Raw genomic sequence first — 18,629 nt, forward strand, 5'->3', positions numbered from 1 at the left:
CGGCGCCTGGACGACGGCACCGGGAGGATGACGCAGTGACGACGGACAGCAGCGCGGACCCGCAGAGCCTGCCGAGCCGGGCCGCGGACGTCATCGAGCAGGTCTCCGACACGCGTGCGCTCGATGTCACGGCGCGGCTGGGGTTCGCGGCGCTCGCACTGGTGCACGTCCTGATCGGCGCCATCGCACTGCGCCTCGCTTTCGGCGGCAACGGTGAGGCCGAGCCGACAGGCGCGCTCGAGGAGGTCGCCGAGGGCCAGTTCGGAACACCGATCCTGTGGGTCTCCGCGATCGGCTGCGCCGGCCTGGCGCTGTGGCAGTTCAGTGAAGCGACACTGCGCGCGCGGCATCTCCCCACCGGGAAGCGGATCGGCAAGCACATCTCCTCCGGTTCGCTCGTCCTCATCTACGGGTCCATGGCCGGCACGTTCGCGCGCTTCGCACTCGGCGACGGCCCCGACTCCTCGGAGTCCACCGTCGACTTCACAAGGTCCCTCATGACCTCGAACTTCGGGGCCCTCCTCGTGTTCGTCGCGGCAGGCGTCGTCCTCGGGATCGGGGTGCACTTCGTGGTCAAGGGCATGCGCCGCGGCTTCCGGCCCGAACTCAGGAAGTTCGAGGACACGCACCGGGGGCGGGTCATCGAGGTCATCGGCGTCGTGGGGCACGTGGCCAAGGGGCTCGCGCTGCTCCTCGTGGGCAGCCTGTTCGTTCTTGCCGGACTGGACCGCAATCCGCAGGAATCGACCGGGCTGGACGGCAGCCTCAAGGCGCTCCAGTACCACCCGATGGGCGTCTACGTCCTGACGGCGATCGCGGTCGGCCTGATCTGCTACGGGATCTTCGCGGTGATCCGCTCCATCTTCGGCCGCATGTGACGCCGCGCGGCCGCACGCGAGACCCCCTGAAAGGTCTCACCCGCGGCCGCTTCACGCCGCACGTTACGCGGTTACCTCGCTGGGGACAGTGCCGCGTCCGCGGGCTCGTACCGCACGGTCCGGGCCGCAGCCCGCGCCGCTGCCCGGATCCCGGCAAGGCCAGGACCGGCAGCCAGGAGCCCGGCTGCACGTGCCTGGACGAGGATGTTGCCGAGCGCGGTCGCTTCCACGGGGCCCGCGAGGACGGGCAGGCCGGTCCGGTCCGCGGTCAGCTGGCACAGCAGGGCGTTCTGCGACCCGCCGCCGACCACGTGGATGACGTCGATGCGGTGACCGGACAGCCGGGCGGCGTCGTGCAGGGTGCGGGCGTAGGCATCCGCGAGGCTGTCCAGGATGCACCGGACCACCGCTTCCCGCGATGACGGTGCCGCATGCCCTGCAGCTTCGGCTGCCCGGCGGATCCTGCCCGGCATCCCGTCCGGGGCGAGGAAGTCGTTGCTGTCCGCGTCGATGGTCGGTCCGCCGGCCGGTAGCGTCGCGGCGGCCGCGAGCAGCCCGACGAGGTCCGGCTCGGGCCCCTCGATGCTCCACTCCCGCAGGCATTCCTGCAGGAGCCAGAGGCCGCCCGTGTTGCGGAGGTAGCGGATGGTCCCGTCGACGCCGCGCTCGTTCGTGAAGTTCGCCGCGCGGCTCTCGTCCGTGAGGATCGGCGCGTCGAGTTCGACGCCGACGAGCGACCAGGTACCGGACGAGATGTAGGCGAAGTGGGGCGAGTCGGCGGGGACGGCGGCGACGGCGGAGGCGGTGTCGTGGGAACCGACGGCGACGACGGCGGTGGACGCGGGGAGTCCCGCCGCCGCGGCGACCGCGGGCAGCAGCCGGCCGACCACCGTGCCCGGTTCCACGAGCGGCGGGAACAGGTCGGGTGCCAGCCCGAGCGGGGCGAAGAGGTCCTCCGCCCACGTGCCCGTCCCGGCGTCGAGCAGCCCCGTGGTGGACGCGTTGGTGGCCTCGGTGCAGCGCGCGCCGGTCAGCCGGTAGGCGAGCAGGTCCGGGATGAGCAGTGCCTGCACCCCGGCCAGCGACCGCTCCGCCGCCAGCTGGTACAGCGTGTTGAAGGGCAGGAACTGCAGCCCGGTGCGCGCGTACAGCCGTTCCGGCGGCAGGGCGGCGTGCACCACGCCGATGGTCGCCTCGGTGCGGGCGTCGCGGTAGCTGAACGGCAGGTGCCGGAGCGTGCCGGAGGCGTCGACCAGCCCGTAGTCCACCGCCCAGGTGTCGATCCCGATGCTCGTGACGGTGTCCCCGGCCCGCGCCGCCGTGTCCGCGGCGGTCGCGAGTCCGGCGACCACCTCGGTGAACAGTGCCTCGACGTCCCAGCGCAGGGCACCCCCGAGGAACTGCGCGCCGTTGGGGAAGCGGTGCACCGTCACCAGTTCGGGACCGTCGTCCGTCAGCTTCCCGAGGATCACGCGTCCGGAGGATGCCCCGATGTCGACGGCGGCGAAGACGGCTCCAGAACCAACGCCCATGTCAGCGCAGGAACGCCGCGGCCACGCCCGCGTCCACGGGGATGTGCAGGCCCGTGGTGTGCGAGAGTTCGGCGGACGTCAGGACGGCGACGGCGTTCGCGACGTTCTCCGGGAGCACCTCGCGCTTGAGCAGGGTGCGCTGCGCGTAGTACTCGCCCAGCTTCTCCTCCTCCACGCCGTAGACGGCGGCCCGCTTGGCGCCCCAGCCGCCGGCGAAGATGCCGGAGCCGCGGACGACGCCGTCGGGGTTGATGCCGTTGACGCGGACACCGTATTCGCCCAGTTCCGCGGCGAGCAGGCGTACCTGGTGTGCCTGGTCGGCCTTGGTGGCGCTGTAGGCGATGTTGTTGGGGCCCGCGAACACGGAGTTCTTGGAGGAGATGTAGATGATGTCCCCGCCCATGTCCTGCTCGATCAGGACCTTCGCGGCGGCCTGCGACATGAGGAAGGAGCCCTTCGCCATGACGTTGTGCTGCAGGTCCCAGTCCTTCTCGGTGGTCTCGAGGAGGGGCTTGGAGATGGACAGTCCCGCGTTGTTCACCACGAGGTCGAGTCCACCGAAGGCCAGCACGGCTGCCTGCACGGCTTCCTGCACCTGGGCCGGGTCCGTGACGTCCGCCTGCACGCCGAGGGCGACGTCGGGGCCGCCGAGCTCCTCCGCCACGGCGCCGGCGCTGTCGATGTTGAGGTCCGCGATGACCACGCAGGCGCCTTCGGCGGCGAGCCGCGTGGCGATGGCCTTGCCGATGCCCGACGCCGCTCCCGTCACCAGGGCGATGCGCCCGGCGTGGGACTTCGGCTTCGGCATCCGCGCGAGCTTGGCCTCCTCGAGGGCCCAGTACTCGATGCGGAACTTCTCGCTCTCCTCGATGGGGGAGTAGGTCGAGATGGCCTCGGCGCCGCGCATCACGTTGATGGCGTTCAGGTAGAACTCCCCGGCGACGCGGGCGGTCTGCTTGTTCGCCCCGAAGGAGAACATGCCCACGCCGGGTACCAGCACGATCGCCGGGTCCGCGCCGCGCATGGCAGGGGACTCCGGTGTCGCGTGGCGCTCGTAGTACGCGGCGTAGTCCGTCCGGTACTCGGCGTGCAGTTCGCGCAGGCGCAGCAGGCAGCTCTCGATGTCGGCTTCCGCCGGGAGGTCGAGGATGAGCGGCTTGACCTTGGTGCGCAGGAAGTGGTCCGGGCAGCTCGTCCCGAGCGCGCCGAGGCGCGGGTGCGCGGAGGAGGCCAGGAAATCGAGGACGCGGGGGTCGTCGGTGAAGTGGCCCACCTGGGCCTTGTCCGTGGAGGCGAGCCCGCGGATGGTCGGGGCGAGGGCAGCGGCCTTGGCCCGGCGCTCCTGCTCGGGCAGTGCCGCGTAGCCCTCGAGGGCGGGGCCGAAGGGCTCGGCCTTGCCGTGCTCGGCGATGTAGCGTTCGGCCGTCTCGATGATCTCCAGCGAGTTCGCCTCGGCCTCGGCGGAGGTGTCACCCCACGCGGTGATGCCGTGGCCGCCGAGGATCGTGCCGATGGCCTGCGGGTTGGCTTCCTTGATGGCGGCGATGTCGAGTCCGAGCTGGAAACCGGGCCGGCGCCAGGGCACCCAGACGACCTTCGAGCCGAAGATCGTGGAGGTCAGTGCCTCGCCGTCCGCGGCCGTCGCGATCGCGATGCCCGAGTCGGGGTGCAGGTGGTCGACGTGGGCGGCATCGACGAGGCCGTGCATGGCCGTGTCGATGGACGGCGCTGCACCGCCCTTGCCGTGCAGTGTGTAGTCGAAGGCCGCGACCATCTCGTCCTCACGCTCCACCCCCGGGTAGACGGAGCGGAGGGCCTTCATGCGGTCGAGCCGCAGGACGGCGAGCCCGGACTCCTTCAGGGTCCCGAGGTCACCACCGGAGCCCTTGACCCAGAGGAGTTCCACGTCCTCGCCGGTGGCCGGGTCGAAGCCGGTGCCCTTCGCCGAGGTGTTGCCGCCGGCGTAGTTCGTGTTGCGCTTGTCGGCTCCGAGCCGGTTGGAGCGCCCGATGAGGTCCTGCACGGTCTGATTGACCGTCGGGTTCGTCGGGCCGTTCGTCGGGCCGTTCGTTGGGGTGCTGGTCGCGGGCCCTATCGTCGTGGTGTTTCCTGCCGTGGTCACTGTCATGCTCCCCATCCGGCCTGCTGGCCGCCCTGTCGTTCGCTGTTGATCCGGTCCTGGTAGCCGCTGGCCCGGTACTCGGCCAGCGGATCCGCCGGGAGGCCCTTGGACTCACGCCACTGCGCGAGTCCGGGCCGGACATCGGTGTAGAAGGCATCCATCAGGATGGCGTTGGCGCCCAGCACGTCGCCGGACTCCTGCGCCGCGGTCAGCGCGGCACGGTCGATGAGCAGGGCCCGCGCCGTCATCTCCTGCACGTTCAGCACGGAGCGGATCTGGCCGGGGATCTTCTCCTCCAGGTTGTGGCACTGGTCGAGCATGAGTGCGATGCCGCTGGACGGGTCGAGGCCGCCGCCGCGGACCACCTCGGCCATGATCCGGAACAGCTGGAACGGATCCGCGGCACCGACGATGAGGTCGTCGTCGGCGTAGAAGCGCGAGTTGAAGTCGAAGGAGCCGAGCTTCCCGAGCCGGATCAGCTGCGCCACGATGAACTCGATGTTCGTTCCGGGTGCGTGGTGTCCGGTGTCGAGGCAGACGAGGGCCTTCTCGCCGAGCTGCAGGCAGTGGGCGTAGGAGGTGCCCCAGTCGGGGACGTCCGTGTGGTAGAACGCCGGCTCGAAGAACTTGTACTCGAGGACCAGGCGCTGGTCCTCGCCGAGGCGGTCGTACACCTTCCGCAGGGAGTCCTGCAGCCAGTCCTGGCGGGAGCGCATGTCGGCCTGGCCCGGGTAGTTGGAGCCGTCCGCGAGCCAGATCTTCAGGTCACGTGAACCGGTGACGTTCATGACCTCGATGCATTCGTACATGTGGTCGATGGCCTTGTTCCGCACCGCGGCGTCGCTGTGCGTCAGGCTGCCGAACTTGTAGTCGTCGTCCTGGAACGTGTTGCTGTTGATGGTGCCGAGCTTCATGCCGTGCTCACCCGCGAAGGACGCCAGGTTCCCGTAGTCGTCCACCTTGTCCCACGGGATGTGGAGGGCCACGCTGGGAGCGAGGCCCGTCAGTTTGTTGACCATGGCCGCATCAGCGATCTTCTCCTCGACCGTGCGGGGCGTGCCAGGGGTCGCGAAGACCTTGAAGCGTGTTCCGGAATTTCCGTAGGCCCAGGAGGGCACCTCGATGGCGAGCTGATCCAGCTCCGCAGCGATGTCGTCGATGACAGTCATGTACTCTCTCCAGCGTGGTGGCGACCGGGTGCTTCCACTCCGGGCGGGGGTTTCTCAGCGGACTTCCTGTGCCCCGGCGGAACCCGGGAGGAGGGCGCAGAACTGGTGCGCCTTTGAATCGTTTCATTGGCACGTTTCAAAGTTATCCTTGCAGAAGACCGAGTGTCAACAGTCCTGCCGCCGGCCCCGTCCGGCGCCGGACACGAGCTTCGAGGTACCGATGGAGAGTCGACCAGTCAGCATCAAGGACGTTGCGGACCGGGCGGGTGTGGCGATCGGCACGGTGTCCAACGTGCTGAACCACCCCGCACGCGTCTCCGCCGCCACCCGGGAGCGCGTGCAGGGTGCGATCGACGCGCTCGGCTTCGTCCGCAACGATGCCGCCCGTCAACTGAGGGCGGGCCAGAGCCGCACGATCGGCCTGATCGTGCTCGACGTCGGCAACCCGTTCTTCTCCTCCCTCGCCAGGGCGGCGGAGGACTGCGCCGCCGAGAACGGCAGCACCGTGGTGCTCGGGGACAGCGGCCAGGATCCTGAACGCGAAGCGAGGTACATCGACGTCTTCGAGCAGCAGCGAGTGCAGGGCATGCTGATCTCGCCCGTCGGGGACGTGGGGCCCCGTGTCGAGGCGCTGCGCAAGCGCGGCATGCCCGTGGTGCTGGTCGACCGCGTCGACCCGCAGCGCCGCTGCAGTTCCGTGTCCGTGGACGACGTCGCGGGCGGCTACATGGCCGTGCGGCATCTGCTCGAGGCAGGGCGCCGGCGGATCGTGTTCGTCGGGACCCGGGCGGACTACCGCCAGGTGGCGGACCGGCTGGCGGGTGCCCGGCAGGCGGTCGACGAACACGACGGCGCGGTGCTCGAAGTGGTCGAGGCCGATGCCATGACCGTCCTCGCGGGCAGGGACGTGGGGGAAGCGATTGCGCAGCGCCGGCCGGGTGCACTCCCCGACGGCATCTTCTGTGCCAACGACCTCCTCGCGATCGGTGTCATGCAGGCGGTCCTGCTGATCCGGGGACTCCGGATCCCCGAGGACCTGGCCCTCATCGGCTACGACGACATCGATTTCTCCGCCTCGGCCGTGGTGCCCCTGACGAGCGTCCGCAAGCCGACCGAACTCATGGGACGCACTGCCGTCGAACTCCTCCTCGAGGAGATCGAGGGTCCGGCCTCACGGCGACGGCAGGTCATCTTCGACCCGGAACTCGTGGAGCGCGGCAGTACGACGGCGCCGATCCGCGCTGTCGGCTAAGGACTTTGACTGCTCCGGCAGCCGAGGTAACAACTCGATCTCGGCCTGTTGACGGTGATGGAGGTCACGCCTAGTATTCGGAATGGATCGTAGCTCTGAAACGATTCATTTCTCCTGAGGAGTTGCAGTGACGCACTTTGATGGTCGTGGCAGTGAGGCCGCCGACCCGGCCATACCGGCAAGGACTCCCGTGCTGACCCTGCGGGGGGCCCTGAAGACGTTCGGCCCGGTCGTCGCCCTCGCGGACGGGACCATCGACCTCGCGGCCGGCGAGGTCCACGCCCTGGTGGGGGAGAACGGCGCCGGGAAATCCACGCTGGTGAAGATCCTCGCCGGCGTGCACCAGCCCGACGCCGGCGAATTCCTCGTCGCAGGGCAGCCCGTCAGCTTCCGCAACGTCGCCGAAAGCAAGGCTGCCGGCATCTCGGTCATCTACCAGGAGCCCACGCTCTTCCCAGACCTCACGGTCGCCGAGAACATCTTCATCGGACGCCAGCCCAAGGGCCGGTTCGGCCTCATCAGCCGCGTGGAGATGCGCCGCCGGGCGAAGGAGCTCTTCGATCAGCTCGGCGTCCCCATCGATCCCGACCGCGTGGCGGAGGGACTGTCGATCGCCGACCAGCAGATCATCGAGATCGCCAAGGCCATCTCGCTGGACGCCCGCGTCTTGGTGATGGACGAGCCCACCGCCGCCCTCAGCGGCGTCGAGGTGGACCGCCTGTTCGCCGTCGCCCGCCGCCTGCGCGATGCCGGCAGCGGCATCCTCTTCATCTCGCACCGCTTCGACGAGGTCTTCGGCCTGTGCGACCGCATCACCGTCATGCGCGACGGCACGTACATCGCCACCCACGAGACGGGGGCGACGTCGGTCGAGGCGATCGTCCGCGAGATGGTGGGCCGGGACATCGACGCCCTGTTCCCCAAGAGCGAGACGGACGTCGGCGACGTCGTCCTGAAGGTGAGCGGGCTGACGCGGCCGGGCGTGTTCCACGACATCGACTTCGAGGTGCGGGCCGGCGAGATCGTCGCGCTGTCCGGGCTCGTGGGCGCGGGCCGCACCGAAGTGGCACGCGCCGTCTTCGGCATCGACCGGTACGAGTCGGGCACCGTCGAGATGTTCGGGCAGCGGCTGCGCGGGAAGGACCCCCGGGCGGCGATCGACGCCGGCATCGGCTTCGTCCCCGAGGACCGCCGCAAGCAGGGCCTCGTCATGGAGCTCTCCGTGGAACGCAACGCGGCCCTGACCCTGCGGCATTCGCTCGCGCGGTTCGGACTCATCAGCGGCAGGGCCGAGCGCGACGCTGCCCAGACCTGGGGCAAGCGGCTGCAGGTGAAGGCGGGCTCGCCCGAGCACGCCGTCTCCACCCTGTCGGGCGGCAACCAGCAGAAGGTGGTCCTCGCGAAGTGGCTCGCCACGGACCCGAAGCTCCTCATCATCGACGAGCCCACGCGCGGCATCGACGTCGGCACCAAGAGCGAGGTCCACCGCCTGATCTCCGAACTCGCCGGGCGGGGGATCGCGATCCTGATGATCTCCTCCGAGCTGCCCGAGGTGCTCGGCATGGCCGACCGCGTCCTGGTCATGCGCGAGGGCCGCATCACGGGCAGGCTGGACCGCTCGGACGCCACGGCCGAAACCGTCATGCACGCCGCAACCGCATCCCTGGAGACAACGCGATGAGCCTCGACAGCAAGAGTGCGGCCCCCGCACATACCCCGTCCGAGCACGCACGGCCCTCGGCGCTCGCGTCTCTGATGAAGTTCCGCGAACTCCCCGTGATCTTCGCCCTCGTGGTGCTGGTCGCGGTGACCTGGGCGCTCAACCCGCTCTTCCTCAGCGAGCAGGGCATCAAGGACCTGCTGCTGAACGCGACCATCCTCATGATCCTCGCCGTCGGCCAGACCCTCGTGATCATCACGCGGAACATCGACCTCTCCGTCGGTTCGATCCTCGGACTCGTGGCGTTCGGGACGGGCAGCATCTTCGTGGCCGCACCGGACCTGCCGATCGTCGCCGTGTTCCTGCTGGGCATGCTCTTCGGCGCGGCCCTCGGGGCCCTCAACGGCCTGCTCATCACCATCGCGAAGGTTCCGGCCCTCGTCATCACGCTCGGGACCCTCTACATCTTCCGCGGCATCAGCAACGCCTGGGCCGGCGGCACGCAGTACTTCGCCGGTGACCGGCCCGAGGCCTTCGGCAACCTCTCCGTCGACACGGTCCTCGGGTTCCCGGTCATCACGCTGATCGCGGTGGTCGTCGTCGCGATCGTCGCCGTGTACATGCTCGGCACCCGCCCGGGACGCGACCTGTACGCCATCGGGTCCGAGCCCGACGCGGCCCGGCTGTTCGGCATCCCCGTCCAGCGCCGCGTCCTGCTCGCCTTCGTGGTGAACGGGCTCCTGGCCGGGCTCGCCGGCGTGCTGTACGCCAGCCGCTTCAACTCGGTGGGCGCGACGACGGGGTCGGGTCTCGAGCTCGACGTCGTCGCCGCCGCGGTGGTGGGCGGCGTCGCGATCTTCGGCGGCAGCGGCACGGTCTTCGGGGCCGCCGTCGGCGCCCTGCTCCTGACCACCATCACGAGTGCACTGACGGCGCTGCGCGTCGACAAGTTCTGGCAGCAGGCCATCGTGGGCATCCTCATCCTCGCCGCCGTCGTCATCGACCGCATCGCCAGCGTTCGGTCGGCCAGGAAACTCCGGATCGCGGAGGCCCGCAATGTCTGATCCCTCAGGCGCCCCAACCATCCTCCCGCCCGAAGGGCACCGGCCGGACAACGGCTCCCCAGCGAAAGGCAGGCACATGGCAGGAACACCTGGAAGCACCAGCCAGGGGGTCGAGAAGCGCCCGAAGCAGGCACGACCGGGCGCGGGCAAGACCGACACCTCGAAGGTGCTGGCCGTACCCAAGGGCCGCACGGGTGCCGCGCGGATCCTGCTCGGGCGCGACGCCGTCATGATCTACGTGCTGCTCGTCGTCGTGATCTACGCGAGCATCGTGATCCCGCGCTTCGCCTCCCCGGTCACGGTCGGGTTCCTCCTCCTCGACGTGATCCCCACCCTGCTCATCGCACTGCCGATGACGCTCGTCATCATCTCGGGGGAGATCGACCTCTCGGTCGCCAGCATCGCGGGCCTCACGAGCGCCCTCATGGGAGTCCTCTGGCAGGGAGGCATGAACATCGGCCTCGTCCTGGTGATCTGCGTGCTGGCCGGCCTCGTCGCCGGCGCCTTCAACGGGGTGCTCATCGCCTACCTCGGCCTACCGTCCCTCGCCGTCACCATCGGCACGCTGGCGCTCTTCCGCGGCCTCGCCCTCGTGGTCATCGGCGACAACGCGGTAGCGAACTTCCCGCCGGGCCTCACGGCCTTCTTCACCTCGAAGATCGGCGGAACAGGCATCCCCACGGTCATGGTCGGCGTCGTCCTGCTCATCATCGCCTTCGCCGTCGTCCTGCACTTCACCCCGTTCGGCCGCGGGCTCTTCGCCCTCGGCTACAGCAAGGAAGCGGCGACGTTCGTCGGCATCGACGTCGCCCGCTCCAAGTTCCTGCTGTACCTGGCCACCGGCACCGTGTCCGCGCTCGCCGGCATCTACTGGACCCTCCGCTACTCCAGTGCCCGCAGCGACAACGCGAGCGGCCTCGAACTCGCCGTCATCGCGGCGGTGCTGCTCGGGGGCGTCTCGATCTTCGGCGGCAAGGGCTCCATCCCGGGCGTCCTCGCCGGGGTGCTGCTGATCGGCACCATCAACTACGCCCTCAAACTGGACCGCGTCTCCGAAGTGGTCCTCATCATCGTGACGGGCTCGCTGCTCATCATCTCGGTGGTGGCGCCGAACATCGCGTCCGCCATCAAGCAGGCCCGCCACTCCCGGCGTGTCCGCACTGCTCCACTTCCCTAGGCCGTCCTCCTAGGGTTGCACCCGGCGCCGGGTCCCCAGCGCCCATCGAAAGGAAGAAACAATGAGGTTCATCCATTCCGGATCCACCGGACGACGGGCGGCATTCGCAGCCCTCGCAACCAGCGCAGCCCTGATCCTCAGCGCCTGCGGCGGCGGTGCGGCCACCGAAGGCAGCGGCAGCGAGTCCGGCAGCGGGTCCGAGGGCGACCAGACCATCACCTTCATCCCCAAGCAGCTCAACAACCCCTACACCGACGTGGTACTGGGCGGCGGCGAGGACGGCGCGAAGGAAGCGGGCTTCGCCTCCTCGGAGGTCGTCGGGCCGCTGGACGCCAGCGCCTCGAGCCAGGTGTCCTTCATCAACGCCGAGACCCAGCGCGGCACCAACGTGATCGTCATCGCCGCGAACGACCCCGACGCCGTCGGCCCCGCCCTCGAGGAAGCCCGCGCGGCGGGCGCGAAGATCGTGGCGTTCGACTCGGACACCAACCCCGACTATCGCGACCTCTTCGTCAGCCAGGTCAACGCCAAGGACGTGGCCCTGATCCAGCTCGAGCTGATCTCGGAGCAGATCGGTGGAAAGGGCGAGATCGCCATCCTCTCGGCCACGGCCAACGCCACCAACCAGAACGAGTGGATCAAGTTCATGGAGGAGGAACTGGAGTCCAACCCGGACTACGCGGACATCGAGCTCGTGGCGAAGGTGTACGGCGACGACGACGACACAAAGTCCTTCCAGGAAGCACAGGGACTCCTGCAGGCCTACCCGGACCTGAAGGGCATCATCTCGCCCACCACGGTCGGCATCGCGGCCACCGCCCGCTACCTCTCCACCTCGGAGTACAAGGGCAAGGTCGCCCTCACGGGCCTGGGCCTGCCGAACGAGATGCGCCCGTTCGTCAAGGACGGCACCGTCACCGAGTTCGCGCTCTGGGATCCGGCACAGCTCGGATACGTTGCGGCATTCGCCGGCAAGGCACTGGCCGACGGCGACATCACCGGCGAGACCGGTGACACCTTCGAAGCCGGGGAACTCGGCGAGCGTGAGGTCGGCGACGGCGGGATCGTCCTGGTCGGTCCGCCCACGCAGTTCAACGCGGACAACATCGACGACTACGACTTCTAGTCGTCCCAGGGGCGGGGCGCCCTCAGGCGTCCCGCCCTTTCCGCTTGTCTTCCACCTGTTCCATCCGTCGTCGCACCTGTTGTTCGAGGAGCATCCATGACCACCGATCCTCCCGCCGGGTCCGCCCCGCCGGCCCTGTCCGGCCTGCTCGAGCCGATCCGCCGCCGGCCCACCCGCCTCGGGCTCGTCTCGGGCGGCCTCGGCGCCTACTGGCCCCAGTTCCCCGACCTCCTTCCGCAGCTGCAGGAGTCGGCCCGCTATGTGACGGAACGGTTCAACCGGCTCGACGCCGAGGTGACCGACGTCGGGTTCGTGTCCGATGCCCGCGAGGCGGCCTCCGCGGCGGAGGAGCTCCGCCGCGCGGACTGCGACCTGATCGTCATCTTCCTCACCACGTACCTGACATCCTCGATGGTGCTGCCGATCGCCCAGCGGTCGCAGACGCCGGTCCTCGTGATCGACCTCCAGCCCACCGAGGCCATGGACCACGCGAACTTCGACACCGGCAAATGGCTCGCCTACTGCGGCCAGTGCCCGGTGCCCGAGGTAGCCAACGTCTTCCAGCGGGCCGGCATCCCGTTCCGCTCCGTGTCCGGCCACCTGAAGCAGGAATCGGCCTGGGAGCGCATCAACACGTGGGTCCACGCGGCAGGGGTCCGCGGCAGGCTGCGGCACGCACGCCACGGGCTCATGGGCCACGTGTATCCCGGCATGCTCGATGTCTCCACCGACCTCACCACGGTGTCGACGACGTTCGGCTCCCACGTCGAGGTCCTCGAATTCGACGACCTGCGCGAGTTCGTGGGCGAGGTGACGGAGGAGCAGGTGCGCGAGCGCGTGGCCCTCGCCCGGAACCTCTTCACCGTGGACGAGTCGGTGAACGACGAGGACTTCGCCTGGGGCGCCCAGGTCTCCGTGGGGCTCGACCGGCTCGTGGCGGAATTCGACCTCGATTCCCTCGCCTACTACCACCGCGGGCTCGCGGGCGAGCAGCATGAGCGTCTCGGGGCGGGCATGATCCTCGGCGCCTCGATCCTCACCGCGCGCGGCGTGCCGATGGCCGGCGAGTACGAGCTGCGGACGTCGATCGCCATGCTGGCGGCGCAGGCCATGGGAGCGGGTGGGTCCTTCACCGAGATCCAGGCACTGAACTTCTTCGACAACGTGGTGGAGATGGGCCACGACGGCCCGGCCCACCTCGCCGTCAGCGCCGCCGACCCGCTGCTGCGCGGACTCGGGGTGTATCACGGCAAGCGCGGCTGGGGCGTCTCGGTCGAGTTCGACGTGCGGCACGGGCCGGTCACGACCTTCGGCATCGGACAGGACCCGGACGGCTCCTACGTCTTCATCACGTCCGAGGGGACCGTGGTCCCCGGTCCGCTGCTGGCCATCGGCAACACGACGTCGCGCGTGGACTTCGGGGGAGACCCCGGCCTGTGGGTGGACGCCTGGAGCCAGACCGGCATCGGCCACCACTGGGCGCTCTGTGTGGGGCACCGCGCCGCCGACGTGAAGGCGGCAGCGTCCCTCCTCGGCGTCGAACACCGCCACGTCAGCCTCTGATACCACCCCTCTGACATCACCCTCCGACATCACCCCTCCGGCATCACCCCTCCGAAAGGAACGACAATCGATGGAACGCGTGTGTTTCCAGCTGCAGGTCCGGCCCGAGCGGATCCCCGAGTACCGCGAGCGCCACGCCGCGATCTGGCCGGACATGGCGCGGGCGCTCAAGGAGACGGGATGGAACAACTACTCGCTGTTCCTGCGTCCGGACGGCCTGCTGATCGGCTACGTGGAGTGCGAGGACTTCGCCGCCTCCCAGGCAGCCATGGCCGGGACCGAGGTCAATGCGCGGTGGCAGGCGGACATGGCGCCGTTCTTCGTCGCGCTCGACGGTCGGCCCGACGAGGGTTTCCTCCGGCTCGAGGAGGTCTTCCACCTCGAGGACCAGCTGTAGGGGTTATGCCCGGTCCGGCAGGTTCCGGGCCACGCGCAGCAGGGTAAATGCGAGCGCCCCTGCAACGGGTGTCCACAGCAGGCGTTCGACGCGGGACCGCGAGGCCAGGTTCATCACCGTGCCCACCCCCATCAGGCCCGCGGAGCCATTGAGGATCCGGCGCTTCGCCGTCGTCCCCGGGCGCCCGCCCACCGTGACGAGGGCGAGGGCGAGGTAGGCCAGCGACGAGGCAGCGCTGCTCGCCCGGAACCTGGCCGGCAGTGTGCCGCGGTGGTAGCCGCCGTAGGCGGCCGAGCCCCACGGCGCTCCTCCCGCCAGTGCCGCCTGGAACGCAGAGACCACCCCCAGCAGGAGGGCCGCGACTCCGGCCGTTCGTCGGAGGGATCGGGTGCCGGAGGATCGTGTCATGAGTGGAGCCTAGCGGGAGGGGAGCTTCGCACCACGACGGCGATGCGCCCCGGTGACGAGCCACCCGCGGCATCGGCCGAGCCGGGGCCGATCCTCGTTCAGGGCGTCCGGATCAGCTGGCGGTCGCCGTCGATCGCCCATACGTCGACGCCGAACCGTTCCGCGAGGTCCCGGATGCTGCCGGAGCCTCCGGCACAGATAGCGGTGGCGAGCACGTCGGCGGTGAGGATGTCGGCTGCGGCGACGGTGACCTGGTCGAGGGGCGCTCCCGCCTCCCGGCGCGTTCGGGGCCAGATGTGTTGTCCGCGTTCGCTGGTCCCGGAGGTGGCGATCGCCCTGCGGGTAGGTGAGGTCGCCACCGTGGCGACCAGGGCCGTGCGATCGGCGGGGTCGGCGATGCCGATGGTCCATGGGACTCCGGGGGACTGGAGGCCGCTGCACAGGATGTCGCCGCCGCAGTTCAGCGACCAGTCCGTCACCCCCTGCTGCTCCAGGAACATCCCGGCGCGGTGGATCGCGTCGGCCTTGACGACGCCGTTGAGGTCCAGCCGGCCGTCCGGCGCGTTCGGTTGGAACAGGCTCCCGGTGGCGTTGCGCCATTCCACCGCAAGGGCGTACATGTCCCGGAGCTCTTCCGAGCTGCGGGACAGCGCGAGGTGGCCTGCGGCGACCCTGCTCAGTTCGGAGTCGGGCCGGTACAGGCTGAAGCGCTCGTCGTGCTCCCGGAAGACCTGCTGGAGGTCTGCCGTGAAGGCGGCCCGCACCGCCAGGGGGGCGCGGAAACTCACGACCGTGCCCATCGTCCGGAAGACGGCGGCGGGTCCGGCGGCTGGGCTGTCGGCCGGACTGTCAGCCGGACTGTCAGAAGGACTGCCGGCGGGGGTCTCCGGGGTCGCGGCCGTCATGGTGTGGCCTGGTCGAGGGCGGCCTGCAGCGAGGCGGCGTACGCCTCGGACGTGTAGGTCGCCCCGCTGATCATGGTGATGTCGCTGGTCTGCGTGGTGAGGACGGCGTTCCGGAGCAGGGGTGCCACCTGCCCGTTGATGTCCCGCGATACCGGATTCTGGGCGACGAGTGAGGCCTCGACGTCGGTGATGACGCCGTCCGCTACTGTGACTCCGACCTCCACCGACCCGCGGGGGTAGGGGATCGGGGGGCCAAAGAAGGTGCCGTCCGAGGCGTCGAGGGCGGTGGAGGGAGCTGGGGTGGCGGCAGCCTCGAAACGCGCTCCGCGCCCATCCCCGCCCGCACGCCCGGGGCGGCCGGAGCGGTCGGCGAAGGCCTGGGACATGCGTCCTTCAGCGCGCCCGTCGCGGTCCTGGGCCGTCGTCGCCGTCGCATCACTGGTCGAAGTGCCGAGCTGCCAGCCGACGATGAGGATGCAGGTGGTGATGGTGACTGCCGAAGCGAAGGCCCGGAGTCTCATGGTTCGTCCTTTCGGGGGAAGGTGGAGCCCTGTCGCGCAGGAGGTCCAGGGGTGGTTCTGCAGGAGGGCTTGGAGGCGTGGCTGGAGGCGTTGCGGGGCAGCGCCGTCCTGTCACAGGCCTGCCTGATCGAGTGCCGATTGCAGCGAGGAGAGGTAGCCCTCGGACGTGTACGTGGCCCCGCTGACCATGCTCACGTCCGCCGACTGCGCCGTGAGCACCTCGCTGCGCAGGAGGGGAACCGCGCGTGCGCTGATGCTCCTGGACCGTCCGTCGTCGGCGCTCACCTCGGCGGTGGCATCGGTGAGCGTTCCGTCCTCGACGGTGATCGATACGGTGATCGAGCCGTACCGGGACGTGCTGGTGGTGCCCGTGTAGGAGGCGGCCGCCCCCGTGTCCAGCGCACTACTGGCAGGCGACCCATCATCGGTGCCGGTGCCGGTGGGTGGGCTCGTGGTGCTGCCAGCGACAGTGGCAGGCTGTCCGCCGAGCTGCCAGCCCAGGACGAGGATCGACAGGGAGGCGGCAGCCGATCCGAGGATGGCCCGGGCCCTCATAGTGCGAACTTCTCCGCGTGGATGCTCCCGGCCGGGATCCCGGCGTCGAGGGCGTCCTGCCGTACGAGGTCGGTCCAGGGCAGGGGACCGCAGACGTACACGTCCGGAACCTGCCCCGCCGGCAGGTAGGAGGCGAGGGTGTAGCCCGCTCCCACCGCCGTCGCCGGCAGCCAGGACGAGTGCCCGGTTGCCCGCCGGCCGGTCAGGACGAAGAGGCGCGCGCCCCGGTACTCGCACAGGGCGCTGATCTCGTCGAGGAGGTACACCTCGGCAGGACTGGATGCACGGAGGATCACCGTTGCGTCCCCGGGAAGGAAGGTCAGGCCCTCGAGGAGCCCGCGGATCGGGGCGTTGCCGATGCCCGAGCCCACCAGGAGCACGTGGCGCGAGGTGCGGGCGGCTTCGGTGAAGATGCCGTACGGGCCTTCGATCGCCACCCTCGTCCCGGGGCGGATGTCCATCAGCCTGGCGGTGCCGGCTCCGAGGTTCCGGACCGTGATGCGCAGGGACGTCCGCGTCGGAGGAGCCGAGACGGAGAACGGGTGGGGCTGCCACCAGAGTTCCGGAGTGAGGAAACGCCAGATGAAGAACTGTCCTGCCTGGGCATGCAATCGTTCGAGGTCCCGGCCCGTCATGTCGATGGTGACCACGCCCGGGGCAACGCCGGTGACCCGGGTGATGCGCACCTGGTGACGCAGGGAGCGGGTGAGCGGTACCAGCACCCGATAGGCCAGGACGGCTGCGCCGGTCAGGATCATCAGTGTCAGCCAGTACCACCGCTGGAGGGTGCCGGGCGAGAAGAGTCCGCTGAGGCTGAACTGGTGCGGGATGGAGAGGGCCACCGCAGCGTAGGTCAGCAGGTGGATAGCATGCCAGACCTCCTGGTCGAGCCGGCGCTTGACGGCCACCAGGGAGGTGACGGCGACGAGGGTGAACAGGCCCAGGGAGACCACCGCCCACTGCAGGTTTCGGCCGCTCGCCCAGAGCGAGAATGCTTCGGTGATCGGACTGATGCCCTCGGTGGCGGCATACCCCAGGAGCAGCAGCGCACCATGCGCGGCCAGCAGGTAGAGGATGGGTTTGCCCAGCGCCCCGTGGAGCGCGAGGGCCTTGTCCTGCCCGATCGTCCTGTCGATGGCCGGTACCCTCGCCGACAGCAGGAACATGACCAGCACCAGGTCCATGGCGGCGAGGCCCGCGACCACTCCCAGGGACGTCAGGAATCCCGACGGCGTCCCGAAGCCCGATGCTCCGCCGTCGCTGAGGTAGAGGGCAACAGCAACAGCGACGGACGCGGCCAGGACGACGGTGAGGGCGTCGGTCGCCTGCAACCGCCTACGTGCCCTCTGCCGGTAGGCGGAGAGGGGCAGGCCCAGGGTCGGCGGTACGACGGGCGCCGGCGGCAACAGCCGGCGCGGAGTGACGGGAGGGACCTGGGTCGAAGGGTCGTGGAGGGTCATACATCAGTTCTACGAACCCACCCTGTGCGCAGTCTTGGTGACCGTTAGCACCGGGCTGTGACCACCGGAACCGATATCTGTAGCCGCTGGGCGGCCCGTCCACCTGCAGGCTCCGGCTTGCTGCCGCTGGAAGGTCCTAGCGGTCGGCGCCGGAGTGTGCCAGGTAGGCGTCGAGGGTTGCACCGCGGTGGAGGCGGGCGGCCCGCTCGATCGCGTCGGCGTCCGCACCGGTCTCGATGAGCTGGAGGAGCGCCTCGTGTTCCTCGACCGATTCCCGGGCGCGGCCGGGAACGAAACGGAAGGTCGAGGACCGCAGGGATGCCAGGCGGTTCCAGCCCCGGTGCACCAGGTCGAGGATGTGGGGATTGGGGCACTGCTCGAAGAGGATGGCGTGGAAGTCCTGGTTCAGCCGGGTGAAGCGCAGCGGGTCGAAGTGCTGCAGGCATGCCCGCATCTCCTCATTGACCGCGCGCGCGCGGGTGATGTCCCCGGGGCCGATGAGGGGAGCGGACAGCGCTGTGGCCGCGCCCTCGACGAGGCTCAGGGTCTGCATCGTATAGAGGTACTCGGTGGGATCGATGCCCGCGACCGTCGCTCCCACATTGCGCGTGAAGGTGACCAGGCCCTCGGCTTCGAGGCGGCGGATCGCCTCACGCACGGGCACCACGCTCACGCCGAGGTCATGGGCGATCTTCGCGAGCACGAGGCGGTGCCCGGGCGGGTAGGTGCCGTCCACAATCCGCGCCGTGACTGCGGCGTACGCCTGCTGGGACTTGCTGCCCACGGCAGCCCGTTCGGATGCTCCTGCCAGCTCGGTCATCGGACCGTCCCTCCTGCTCT

17 protein-coding genes are annotated in these 18,629 nt (G+C 69.6%); 8 read left to right on the forward strand and 9 right to left on the reverse strand.

Annotation, left to right across the window (positions count from 1 at the left end; genetic code table 11):
• Positions 1-35 precede the first annotated feature (35 nt).
• Complete coding sequence (locus P5G52_RS04415; protein WP_301225039.1) at positions 36-878, forward strand: DUF1206 domain-containing protein; 843 nt, start codon at positions 36-38, stop codon at positions 876-878.
• Positions 879-949: 71 nt separating this feature from the next.
• On the opposite strand, the gene P5G52_RS04420 is transcribed toward P5G52_RS04415, so the two are convergent.
• The 3 genes from P5G52_RS04420 to rhaI all read right to left on the reverse strand — a co-directional run bounded on the left by P5G52_RS04420 (position 950) and on the right by rhaI (position 5,701).
• Positions 950-2,410: a rhamnulokinase gene (locus P5G52_RS04420; protein ID WP_301225041.1), complete on the reverse strand. Its 1,461-nt coding sequence runs from the start codon at positions 2,408-2,410 to the stop codon at positions 950-952.
• Between the two features lies 1 nt (position 2,411).
• The gene (locus P5G52_RS04425; RefSeq protein ID WP_301228645.1) at positions 2,412-4,433 is read right to left on the reverse strand and encodes a bifunctional aldolase/short-chain dehydrogenase; all 2,022 of its coding nucleotides are present in this window, start codon (positions 4,431-4,433) and stop codon (positions 2,412-2,414) included.
• 101 nt (positions 4,434-4,534) lie between these two features.
• A complete protein-coding gene (gene rhaI, locus P5G52_RS04430; RefSeq protein ID WP_301225042.1) occupies positions 4,535-5,701 on the reverse strand; it encodes an L-rhamnose isomerase in 1,167 nt (388 codons plus the stop codon).
• Positions 5,702-5,921: 220 nt separating this feature from the next.
• On the opposite strand from rhaI, the gene P5G52_RS04435 reads away from it, so the two are divergent.
• The 7 genes from P5G52_RS04435 (at position 5,922) to P5G52_RS04465 (ending at position 13,940) form a co-directional block, all read left to right on the forward strand.
• On the forward strand, positions 5,922-6,953 hold the full coding sequence (locus tag P5G52_RS04435) for a LacI family DNA-binding transcriptional regulator (RefSeq protein ID WP_301225043.1): 1,032 nt from the start codon (positions 5,922-5,924) through the stop codon (positions 6,951-6,953).
• Positions 6,954-7,080: 127 nt separating this feature from the next.
• On the forward strand, positions 7,081-8,634 hold the full coding sequence (locus tag P5G52_RS04440; protein ID WP_301225044.1) for a sugar ABC transporter ATP-binding protein: 1,554 nt from the start codon (positions 7,081-7,083) through the stop codon (positions 8,632-8,634).
• Positions 8,631-9,677 carry an ABC transporter permease gene (locus P5G52_RS04445; protein ID WP_301225045.1) on the forward strand — a complete coding sequence of 349 codons (1,047 nt, stop codon included), beginning with the start codon at positions 8,631-8,633 and terminating at the stop codon, positions 9,675-9,677. The genes P5G52_RS04440 and P5G52_RS04445 overlap by 4 nt, the downstream gene beginning before the upstream one ends.
• 76 nt (positions 9,678-9,753) lie before the next feature.
• Positions 9,754-10,854 carry an ABC transporter permease gene (locus P5G52_RS04450; protein ID WP_301225047.1) on the forward strand — a complete coding sequence of 367 codons (1,101 nt, stop codon included), beginning with the start codon at positions 9,754-9,756 and terminating at the stop codon, positions 10,852-10,854.
• Between the two features lie 61 nt (positions 10,855-10,915).
• Positions 10,916-11,980, forward strand: a complete 1,065-nt coding sequence (gene rhaS / locus P5G52_RS04455; RefSeq protein ID WP_301225049.1) for a rhamnose ABC transporter substrate-binding protein — start codon at positions 10,916-10,918, stop codon at positions 11,978-11,980.
• Positions 11,981-12,076: 96 nt separating this feature from the next.
• Positions 12,077-13,543: an L-fucose/L-arabinose isomerase family protein gene (locus P5G52_RS04460; protein WP_301225051.1), complete on the forward strand. Its 1,467-nt coding sequence runs from the start codon at positions 12,077-12,079 to the stop codon at positions 13,541-13,543.
• A 70-nt stretch (positions 13,544-13,613) separates the two neighbouring features.
• Positions 13,614-13,940: an L-rhamnose mutarotase gene (locus tag P5G52_RS04465; RefSeq protein ID WP_087071745.1), complete on the forward strand. Its 327-nt coding sequence runs from the start codon at positions 13,614-13,616 to the stop codon at positions 13,938-13,940.
• Between the two features lie 3 nt (positions 13,941-13,943).
• On the opposite strand, the gene P5G52_RS04470 is transcribed toward P5G52_RS04465, so the two are convergent.
• From P5G52_RS04470 to P5G52_RS04495, 6 genes are all read right to left on the reverse strand, one after another.
• Entirely contained in the window at positions 13,944-14,348 is a 405-nt protein-coding gene (locus P5G52_RS04470) for a hypothetical protein (RefSeq protein ID WP_301225055.1), read from the reverse strand.
• 98 nt (positions 14,349-14,446) lie between these two features.
• A complete protein-coding gene (locus tag P5G52_RS04475; protein WP_301225057.1) occupies positions 14,447-15,253 on the reverse strand; it encodes an FAD:protein FMN transferase in 807 nt (268 codons plus the stop codon).
• Positions 15,250-15,774 (reverse strand): FMN-binding protein, encoded by a 525-nt coding sequence (locus P5G52_RS04480; protein WP_301225059.1) that lies wholly within the window; start codon positions 15,772-15,774, stop codon positions 15,250-15,252. Before P5G52_RS04480 ends, P5G52_RS04475 begins: the two co-directional genes overlap by 4 nt.
• A 111-nt stretch (positions 15,775-15,885) precedes the next feature.
• Positions 15,886-16,329 (reverse strand): FMN-binding protein, encoded by a 444-nt coding sequence (locus P5G52_RS04485; RefSeq protein WP_301225060.1) that lies wholly within the window; start codon positions 16,327-16,329, stop codon positions 15,886-15,888.
• Complete coding sequence (locus tag P5G52_RS04490) at positions 16,326-17,789, reverse strand: ferredoxin reductase family protein (RefSeq protein ID WP_301225062.1); 1,464 nt, start codon at positions 17,787-17,789, stop codon at positions 16,326-16,328. Before P5G52_RS04490 ends, P5G52_RS04485 begins: the two co-directional genes overlap by 4 nt.
• 136 nt (positions 17,790-17,925) lie before the next feature.
• The gene (locus tag P5G52_RS04495; protein WP_301225064.1) at positions 17,926-18,609 is read right to left on the reverse strand and encodes a GntR family transcriptional regulator; all 684 of its coding nucleotides are present in this window, start codon (positions 18,607-18,609) and stop codon (positions 17,926-17,928) included.
• Between the last annotated feature and the right edge of the window lie 20 nt (positions 18,610-18,629).

The sequence above is a fragment of the Arthrobacter burdickii genome, from assembly GCF_030433645.1.
Classification (GTDB): Bacteria; Actinomycetota; Actinomycetes; order Actinomycetales; family Micrococcaceae; genus Arthrobacter_D; species Arthrobacter_D burdickii.

Excerpts from the sequence above, each read along its gene's own strand:
- P5G52_RS04475 (WP_301225057.1), bottom strand. The coding sequence starts at position 15,253 with ATGACGGCCGCGACCCCGGAGACCCCCGCCGGCAGTCCTTCTGACAGT.
- P5G52_RS04465 (WP_087071745.1), top strand. The coding sequence starts at position 13,614 with ATGGAACGCGTGTGTTTCCAGCTGCAGGTCCGGCCCGAGCGGATCCCC.
- P5G52_RS04460 (WP_301225051.1), top strand. The coding sequence starts at position 12,077 with ATGACCACCGATCCTCCCGCCGGGTCCGCCCCGCCGGCCCTGTCCGGC.
- P5G52_RS04435 (WP_301225043.1), top strand. The coding sequence starts at position 5,922 with ATGGAGAGTCGACCAGTCAGCATCAAGGACGTTGCGGACCGGGCGGGT.
- P5G52_RS04495 (WP_301225064.1), bottom strand. The coding sequence starts at position 18,609 with ATGACCGAGCTGGCAGGAGCATCCGAACGGGCTGCCGTGGGCAGCAAG.
- P5G52_RS04490 (WP_301225062.1), bottom strand. The coding sequence starts at position 17,789 with ATGACCCTCCACGACCCTTCGACCCAGGTCCCTCCCGTCACTCCGCGC.
- P5G52_RS04480 (WP_301225059.1), bottom strand. The coding sequence starts at position 15,774 with ATGAGACTCCGGGCCTTCGCTTCGGCAGTCACCATCACCACCTGCATC.
- P5G52_RS04485 (WP_301225060.1), bottom strand. The coding sequence starts at position 16,329 with ATGAGGGCCCGGGCCATCCTCGGATCGGCTGCCGCCTCCCTGTCGATC.
- rhaI (WP_301225042.1), bottom strand. The coding sequence starts at position 5,701 with ATGACTGTCATCGACGACATCGCTGCGGAGCTGGATCAGCTCGCCATC.
- P5G52_RS04420 (WP_301225041.1), bottom strand. The coding sequence starts at position 2,410 with ATGGGCGTTGGTTCTGGAGCCGTCTTCGCCGCCGTCGACATCGGGGCA.
- rhaS (WP_301225049.1), top strand. The coding sequence starts at position 10,916 with ATGAGGTTCATCCATTCCGGATCCACCGGACGACGGGCGGCATTCGCA.
- P5G52_RS04470 (WP_301225055.1), bottom strand. The coding sequence starts at position 14,348 with ATGACACGATCCTCCGGCACCCGATCCCTCCGACGAACGGCCGGAGTC.
- P5G52_RS04445 (WP_301225045.1), top strand. The coding sequence starts at position 8,631 with ATGAGCCTCGACAGCAAGAGTGCGGCCCCCGCACATACCCCGTCCGAG.
- P5G52_RS04450 (WP_301225047.1), top strand. The coding sequence starts at position 9,754 with ATGGCAGGAACACCTGGAAGCACCAGCCAGGGGGTCGAGAAGCGCCCG.